This window comes from Embleya sp. NPDC050493, assembly GCF_044458105.1.
Lineage (GTDB): Bacteria > Actinomycetota > Actinomycetes > Streptomycetales > Streptomycetaceae > Embleya.
The window spans coordinates 1-5,982 of the sequence record NZ_JBITHP010000067.1; the positions used below are offsets into that span (position 1 = coordinate 1).

The 5,982-nt window shown below is 70.2% G+C and carries 6 protein-coding genes; 4 read left to right on the forward strand and 2 right to left on the reverse strand.

All coding sequences use genetic code 11. From position 1 onward, the window contains the following. Both ACIBM5_RS46980 and ACIBM5_RS46985 read right to left on the reverse strand, forming a co-directional pair. The coding region (locus tag ACIBM5_RS46980; RefSeq protein ID WP_396012840.1) for a hypothetical protein at window positions 1-230 on the reverse strand (230 nt) is incomplete at its 3' end. Between the two features lie 331 nt (window positions 231-561). Further along, complete coding sequence (locus ACIBM5_RS46985) at window positions 562-1,395, reverse strand: IclR family transcriptional regulator (RefSeq protein ID WP_396012841.1); 834 nt, start codon at window positions 1,393-1,395, stop codon at window positions 562-564. Window positions 1,396-1,609: 214 nt separating this feature from the next. Here ACIBM5_RS46985 and ACIBM5_RS46990 point away from each other — a divergent pair, with 214 nt between their 5' ends. From ACIBM5_RS46990 to ACIBM5_RS47005, 4 genes are read left to right on the forward strand one after another with little or no spacing between them, the layout of a single operon-like run. Then, window positions 1,610-2,983, forward strand: a complete 1,374-nt coding sequence (locus ACIBM5_RS46990; RefSeq protein ID WP_396012842.1) for an aspartate aminotransferase family protein — start codon at window positions 1,610-1,612, stop codon at window positions 2,981-2,983. Beyond that, on the forward strand, window positions 2,983-4,173 hold the full coding sequence (locus tag ACIBM5_RS46995) for a mandelate racemase/muconate lactonizing enzyme family protein (protein WP_396012843.1): 1,191 nt from the start codon (window positions 2,983-2,985) through the stop codon (window positions 4,171-4,173). Before ACIBM5_RS46990 ends, ACIBM5_RS46995 begins: the two co-directional genes overlap by 1 nt. Next, window positions 4,170-5,030, forward strand: coding sequence for an amidohydrolase family protein (locus ACIBM5_RS47000; RefSeq protein ID WP_396012844.1), 861 nt, complete (start codon window positions 4,170-4,172; stop codon window positions 5,028-5,030). Before ACIBM5_RS46995 ends, ACIBM5_RS47000 begins: the two co-directional genes overlap by 4 nt. After that, window positions 5,027-5,890 (forward strand): SDR family NAD(P)-dependent oxidoreductase, encoded by an 864-nt coding sequence (locus tag ACIBM5_RS47005; protein ID WP_396012845.1) that lies wholly within the window; start codon window positions 5,027-5,029, stop codon window positions 5,888-5,890. The genes ACIBM5_RS47000 and ACIBM5_RS47005 overlap by 4 nt, the downstream gene beginning before the upstream one ends. Window positions 5,891-5,982: the final 92 nt, after the last annotated feature.

The window sequence follows — 5,982 nt, forward strand, 5'->3', positions numbered from 1 at the left end:
GGGGCCACCTTGCGGGTGTCCAGGTCCAACAACGCGGCGACCGTCGGCACACCGCCGGAGAACTCGCGACGCCCACCGTCACGATCGTCGTCGGGCGAGGCGGCGGCCGTGCCCGTCGTGGCCGCGGCCAGCAGCAGACCGCCCAGGCCGCCCGCGGCGAGCAGCCGGCGACGGGAGGACGCGGGAGCCCGCGTCGGAACGGTGGTGGAAGTTTCGGGGGACGTGCTCATCGGGACCTCGGCCTTCGGCGGCAGGGGGGTGAGGATGCTTCCCGTGACACGTGCCGATGCGGCGTTCCCAACCTGTGGGAAACGCGCGGCGGATGGCTGGGGGTGGGCTGCTCGGCGCGGTGACGGACCGTCAACCCCAGGGCCGGAAACCGGGCACGATTCGTGGCAGCGAACGTGCGGGCCCTGATGAGTCAAGGAACGTAGACCCGCACGACGATCCTGGTCAAGGCCTCGTGGCGGACTTTCATCGTCCGTGATCGGAGGAACACGATGGGGTCGCGACGGATCGTCCCGTCTCGACCCCATCGGTCCGATTGTGCACCGGCGGCTTTCAGCCGGCGCCGACCTCACCCTCGCCACTCTCCGTGCTGCCCAGCTCGCGGCTGACCCGCAGCGCGCCGGCCCGGACCTGGCGGCCCAGTTCCTGGAATCGCCAGCCGGGCAGGTCCAGCTTGAGGCCGGTGATGCTGATCGCACCCACGCACAGGTCCCGGTGGTCGCGGACCGGGCTGCCGATGCAGAAGATCCCGTCCGCGTCCTCCTCGTCGTCCAGCGCGTAGCCGGTCTGCCGGATGTCGCGCAGGTGCGCGAGCAGGGTCGCGGTGTCGGTGATCGTGTGCGACGTGCGCCGGGGCAGGCCGGAGCGCTCGATCACCGCGCGCGCCTCGGCCTCCGGCAGCGCGGACAGGATGGCCTTGCCCAGTCCGGTGCAGTGCGGCAGCTCGCGCACGCCCATCCGCAGGTCCAGCCGCACCCGCTGCTCTATGCCGACCTGGTCCACGACCACCGCGAGCCCGCCCTCGGGCACCGCGAAGCGCGCGGCCATGCCGGTCTCCCTGGTCAGTTCGGCCAGCACCGGCCGGGCCACGTCGCGCAGGGACACCTGCGACTGGGCCCGATCACCGAGCCGGGCCAGGCCCATTCCGAGCCGGTAGCGCCGATTCATCCCTTCCCCGTCGTCCGAGACGAAGCCGTAGCCGCGCAGGGTCTGGAGCAGTCCGAAGGTGGCGCTCTTGGAGATCCCGCAGGCCTGACCGACCTCGGTGACGCTCATGCCGTCCCCCGGACCACGTGTGGAGAGCACCTCGAGGATGTCCGCGGCCCGGGCGACGGACTTCACCCAGTACTTCGACTCCTCGACATTCTCGTTAACGCTGTTCGACATAGCAGAACACATTACCGGTCCGGACCTCTTGACTGCTTTGTACATCCAAATGTAAAGTCTGGGACTGTTCGGTCCTGCCGAACAGTGTTCAGAAAACACGGTGTAGAGCAAATGCAACACCTGCGACGCGTGCCGAAGGCGGATGGCGCCGGCGATCCACGGCCTGGCAGGGCCGCGGATCCGAACGGTCACGAACGACGCAAGGAGCCCACCGATGAGTGTCGGCACAGCCGCCACCGACTCCCTTCCCGCCCGAGCCCTTCGGGTCATCCCGGGCGGGGTGAACAGCGGTCAGCGCCGGATCCCGGGTCTGACCGAGCTGATCGTCACCGATACCAGCGGCGCGACCTTCACCGACGCCGAGGGTCGCGTCTTCACCGACTACCACTCCGCGTTCGGCCCGCCGCTGCTCGGGCACAACGACCCGGACGTGCGGCGCGCGGTGAGCGAGGCGGCAAGCCGCCTGGACCTGACCGGCGTGGCCGTCACCGAGGGCGAGGTAACCCTCGCCGAGACCCTGGTCGAGTTGGTCCCCTCGGTGGAGAAGGTGCTGCTCACCAGCACCGGCAGCGAGGCCACCTTCCACGCGCTGCGGGTCGCCCGCGCGGTCACCGGCCGCCGACTGATCGTCAAGTTCCAGGGCTGCTACCACGGTTGGCACGACTCGGTGAGCCTGAACGTGATCTCCTCGCCCGAGGCGGTCGGCGCACACGACCCGATCTCCACCGGCATCCTGCCCGAGGTGCTCGAAGCCACCCTGGTCCTGCCGTTCAACGACCCGGCCGCGGTACGCGCCGCGTTCGCCGAGCACGGCAAGGACATCGCCGCGGTGATCCTGGAGCCGATCCCGCACAACGTCGGCTGCCTGCTGCCCGACCCCGAGTTCCTCGGCACGCTGCGCGAACAGTGCACCGCACACGGCTCGGTGCTGGTCTTCGACGAGGTGATCACCGGCTTCCGGCACGACCTCGGCGGCTACCAGAAGATCGCCGGCATCACGCCCGACCTCACCACATTCGGCAAGGCCATCGCCAACGGCGCCCCGGTCGGCGCGCTCGGCGGCCGGGCCGACCTGATGGACCAGTTCAGCACCCTCCCCGGCGCCCCCGCGTTCTTCGCCGGCACCTACAACGGCCACCCGTGGGTGGTCGCCGCCGCCCTGGAGACGCTGCGCAAACTGCGTGAGGAACCGGTGCACGAGCACGTGTTCCGGCTCGGCGACCGGGTCCGCACCGGGCTGACCGAGATGTACACCCGGCTGGGCATCCCGGCCGTGGTCACCGGCTACGGCTCGGTGTTCGTCACCTACTTCATGTCCGGCGGCGTGCCGCGCAGCTACGACGACCTGCTCGCCAACGACGCCGGTCTGTTCATCGGCTACCGCCGCCGGCTCCTGGAGCACGGCGTGTTCGAGCTGCCGCTCAACCTCAAGCGCAGCCACATCTCGTACGCACACACCGACGCGGACGTCGACCACCTGATCGCCGCGACCGAACTGGCAGTGCGGGACGCGATCAAGGACGGCGGAATCGACGAGTTGGCCGGCACGTCCACGATGGGCGGCGCGATCGAAGGGACTGCACGCTGATGTTGGTCGTCGACCGAACCCGACCCACCGGCCCGGCGGGCCGGATCACTCACGTCGAGACGCTGCTCCTGGGCACCGCGTGGCGCGACTTCGGCTACGTGCGGGTGCACACCGACCAGGGCCTGTCCGGGGTCGGCGAGATCACCCACCCGTACCGGGTCGCCGAAACCGCCGCGCTGGCCGAGGCGTTGGCGAATCGGCATCTGATCGGCGCCGACCCCTTCGACACCGAGGAGCTGTGGCTGCGGCTCTACCAGGGCGACTTCCTGCGCGGCGGCGACATCGGCGGGATCGCGCTGTCCGGCTTCGACCAGGCCATGCACGACCTGATGGGCAAGGCGCTCGGCGTCCCGGTGTACCGCCTCACCGGCGGCGCCTGCCGGAACAGGGTCCGGGTGTACGCGAACGGCTGGTACAACGGCGAGCGCGAGCCCGACGTGTTCGCGGCCAAGGCCAAGGAGACCGTGGCCAAGGGCTACTCGGCGCTCAAGTTCGATCCGTTCGGGGCGGGCCTGCACGAGCTCTCCCGGGCCGAACTGCGGCAGTCCGTCGAGCTGGTCGGCGCGGTCCGCGAGGCGATCGGGCCGGACGTGGACCTGTTCGTCGAGGGTCACGCCAGGTTCGCGATGACCACCGCGTCCGCACTGCTGCGGGCCCTGGAACCGTTCGACATCGGCTGGTTCGAGGAGCCGATGCCGTGGACGCACATCGAGCGCTACGCGGAACTGCGCGCCCGCGCACCGTTCCCGATCTCCGGCGGCGAGCACTTCCACAACCGCTACGAGTACAAGCAGCTGTTCGCCACGAACGCGGTGGACATCATCCAGCCGGACCTGTCCATGGCGGGCGGCCTCACCGAGGTACGCAAGCTGGCCGCGATCGCCGACACGCACGGCATCATGGTCGCCCCGCACAACTCGAACTCGCCGCTGTGCACCACGGTTTCCGTGCACGCCGCGCTCGGGATCACCAACTTCAAGATCCTGGAGACGTTCGACGGGCTGCTGGAGCCGTTCGTCTTCGACGCGGTACGCGGCACGTTGCCGGTGACCGCCGACGGGCATGTGGAGATCCCCACCGCGCCGGGCTTCGGCGTCGAATTGAATGACGACGTGTTCGCCGAGCACCCGCCCACCCACCGGTTCTGGAACATGTTCTCGGACGGCTGGGAGAAGAGGAACCGCACGTGAGTGGCCGGCGATCGGGCATCGTCGACGTGCACTCGCATCTGTTCCGGCAGTGCTGCGACTTCGACGACGCGTTCAAGGCCGAGTCGGCCCGCGCGCACGACGGCGAGGTCGACCTGACCGTGCGCTGGGCCGACTACGCGGCCTCCAGCCCGGCGGACACCCGCACGGTCGTGGTCGGCGGCAAGGCCCGGCGCAGCGGCCTGTGGGTGGAGGACAAGGCGGTCGCCGAGTACGTGGCCGGCCAACCGGATCGGCTGATCGGCTACCTGTCCATCGACCCGACCCAGGTCGGCTGGCAGGACGAACTTCGGTTCGGGCACCAGGAGTTGGGCCTGCGCGGGATCAAGCTGATGCCGATGTACGCGGGCTTCGACCCGGGTGATCCGCAGTACGACCCGCTGTTCGCCTACGCCGAGGCCAACGGCCTGCCGATCCTGGTGCACACCGGGACCACGTTCGTCTCGGCCGCGCCGATCGCCTACGCCCAGCCCAGGTTGCTGGACCCGGTCGCGATCCGCCATCCGGAACTACGGATGGTGCTCGCGCATCTGGGCCACCCGTTCGAGGGCGAGTGCATCGCGGTGATCCGCAAGCACCCGCACCTGTACGCCGATGTCAGCGCGCTGCACTACCGCCCGTTCCAGCTGTGGCACAGCCTGCGGCTGGCCCAGGACTACGGCGTGCTGCACAAGTTGCTGTTCGGCAGCGACTACCCGTTCACCACGGTGGACGCGTCGGTGGCGGGCCTGCGTGCGGTGGCCGCGGTGCCGGGCATTCCGGGGCTGCCGCCGCTGGATCGGGACGCGGTCGAGGAATTGATCTTCCGGGACGCGCTGCCGCTGCTGGGGTTGTCGTGACCGGCCCCTCGGCGCCCGGGAACGGGGGCACCCCACCGGTCGGCGGATCCGGGGCGACCTTCGCGCTGACCGATCGCACCGCCCTGGTCACCGGCGCCGCCGGCGGCCTGGGGCGGGCGTTCGCGGTCGCCCTCGCGGCGGCGGGCGCCGACGTCGTGCTCACCGATCGGCCGGGCGTGGATCTCACCGGGACGAGCGCCCTGGTCGAGGCGACCGGCCGGACCTCGTGGATCCGACCGTTCGACCTGGCCGACACTGCCGGGCTCGCCGGCTACGCGGACGAACTGCGGGCCGAGGTCGGGCCGCTGCACATCCTGGTCAACAACGCGGGCACGGCCGCGCTGGAGCGGTTCAACGAGATCACCGTGCCGAGTTGGCACCGGGTGTTCGCGGTCAACCTGGACGCGGTCTTCTTCCTGTCCCAGCGGGTCGCCGAGCACATGATCGCGGACCGGGTGCCGGGCCGGATCATCGCGGTGACCTCGAAGAACGCACACGTGGCCGAGGCCGGTCTGGCCCACTACAACGCCTCCAAGGCGGGCGTGGACCTGCTGGTGCAGAGCCTGGCGGTCGAACTGGCACCGCACGGGATCACCGTCAACGCGGTGGCCCCGGGCATGGTCGAGACCCCCATCGACGGCGAATTCCCGCTCGATCGCGAGCCGTTCGAGGCCGCGTACCGCGAGCGCATCCCGCTCGGACGGTACGCGACCCCCGACGAGTGCGCGGGCGCCGTGGTCTTCCTGGCCTCGCCCGCCGCGTCCTACGTGACCGGCACCCGGATCGTCGTGGACGGTGGTGTGCTCGCCGACCAGATGCCCCGGATGCGCTACATGCCGCCGTACCGCAACTCGCTCTGATTCACCGGCGCGTGCGGGCCGCTCCCGAGGAACTGTCCGACGGATCGCGATACGCCGACCGGCACACCGTCGAGGTGTGCAAGACGGACGGC

What these genes read in the sequence shown, in the direction of transcription:
- ACIBM5_RS46985 (WP_396012841.1), bottom strand. Translation starts at nt 1,395, where the DNA reads ATGTCGAACAGCGTTAACGAGAATGTCGAGGAGTCGAAGTACTGGGTG.
- ACIBM5_RS46990 (WP_396012842.1), top strand. Translation starts at nt 1,610, where the DNA reads ATGAGTGTCGGCACAGCCGCCACCGACTCCCTTCCCGCCCGAGCCCTT.
- ACIBM5_RS46995 (WP_396012843.1), top strand. Translation starts at nt 2,983, where the DNA reads ATGTTGGTCGTCGACCGAACCCGACCCACCGGCCCGGCGGGCCGGATC.